This window comes from Pseudorhodoferax aquiterrae (genome assembly GCF_014652235.1).
In the GTDB taxonomy this organism is placed as follows: Bacteria; Pseudomonadota; Gammaproteobacteria; order Burkholderiales; family Burkholderiaceae_C; genus Pseudorhodoferax; species Pseudorhodoferax aquiterrae.
The window spans coordinates 1-1,227 of record NZ_BMYK01000078.1 but is presented as its reverse complement, the minus strand read 5'-3'; the positions used below and the strand labels follow the sequence as shown (position 1 = coordinate 1,227).

Sequence of the window (1,227 nt, the reverse complement as noted above, 5' to 3'; positions counted from 1 at the left end):
TTGCGCGATCGCGGCCCCCGTCAGTGGGTCAGTTTTCAACGATCGCCAACATGTCAACGGGAGTTATAGACTCGGCATAATTTATTCATCAACTTTTGTTGATGACCTGACTCCAAAGTTCATGGAAAAAGAAGATGCACGCAAGCAGTCGCGGGAAGTGCTGCAAGAACGGCGCAAGCAAGTTATCCGTTTGCATCGAAAAGGTGTTGGCGTGATGCAGATCGTGGAGCAAACCGGGCTGAGTTGGTCTGGTGTCAACGCTGCACTGCGCCTGTTCGAGCAAGGCGGAGCGGCTGCACTCAAGCCCCACGCCAGGGGCAAGAAGCCCGGTAGTGGACGCAGCCTGACTCCTGAGCAAGAGCGCGCCATTCGAATGACCATCATCGACAAACGCCCCGAGCAGATCAAGATGGAGTTTGCGCTTTGGAGCCGGCCCGCCGTGCGCGAACTCATCGAACGCGACCTGGGGCTGAAACTATCTGTGCGTTCAGTGGGCGACTATCTGGCACGTTGGGGTTTTACGCCGCAAAAGCCGATCAAGAAAGCTTACGAACAGCGACCTGAGGCCGTCAAGGCGTGGCTCGAAGATGAATACCCTGCCATTGAAGCCAGGGCCAAGCGTGAAGGCGCAGAGATCCATTGGGGCGATGAAACAGCCCTGGTCAACACGGATGTGCGTGGCAGAAGTTACGCGCCCACCGGTCAAACACCGGTGACGCGGGCAGTGGGTGGAACACGGCAAAAGCTTTCGATGATTGCCACCGTCACGAACCAGGGTAAGACGCGCTGGATGATCATTGATGAGGCGTTCAATGCCGACAAGCTGATCGAGTTTATGCAGGCCTTGATCAAGGACGCGCAGGGCAAGAAGATCTTCCTGATTCTTGACAACCTGAGGGTGCACCACAGCAAGCCGGTCAAAGAGTGGGCGGCATTGCACAAAGAGGACATTGAGTTGTTTTACCTGCCCAGCTACAGCCCCACGGATAGGCGTTTTAACCGCATGAGGCCAAGTATCGCACCGCGGAAGCGCCATCAAGCCGGCTGAGACACTCGATTTTCCCGCCCAGGTGTCAGGTTCACCACCAGGGTTTGGCGTTCAGGAGAGTGATTTGCGGCGCTCGGCGTGTACCGGGCGCAGAGCCAGTTCGCGGCAAGTCAGCGCCGGATCGCCGATCTGTGGCGTCAGGCTGCCGCCGATGTCCCCGCTACCGTCAATTGGGCCGC

General features: G+C 57.6%; 1 pseudogene. It reads left to right on the top strand.

Annotation, left to right across the window (positions count from 1 at the left end):
• Positions 1–121 precede the first annotated feature (121 nt).
• Positions 122–982: pseudogene (locus tag IE209_RS33590) on the top strand (IS630 family transposase); the annotation flags it as partial.
• Positions 983–1,227: the final 245 nt, after the last annotated feature.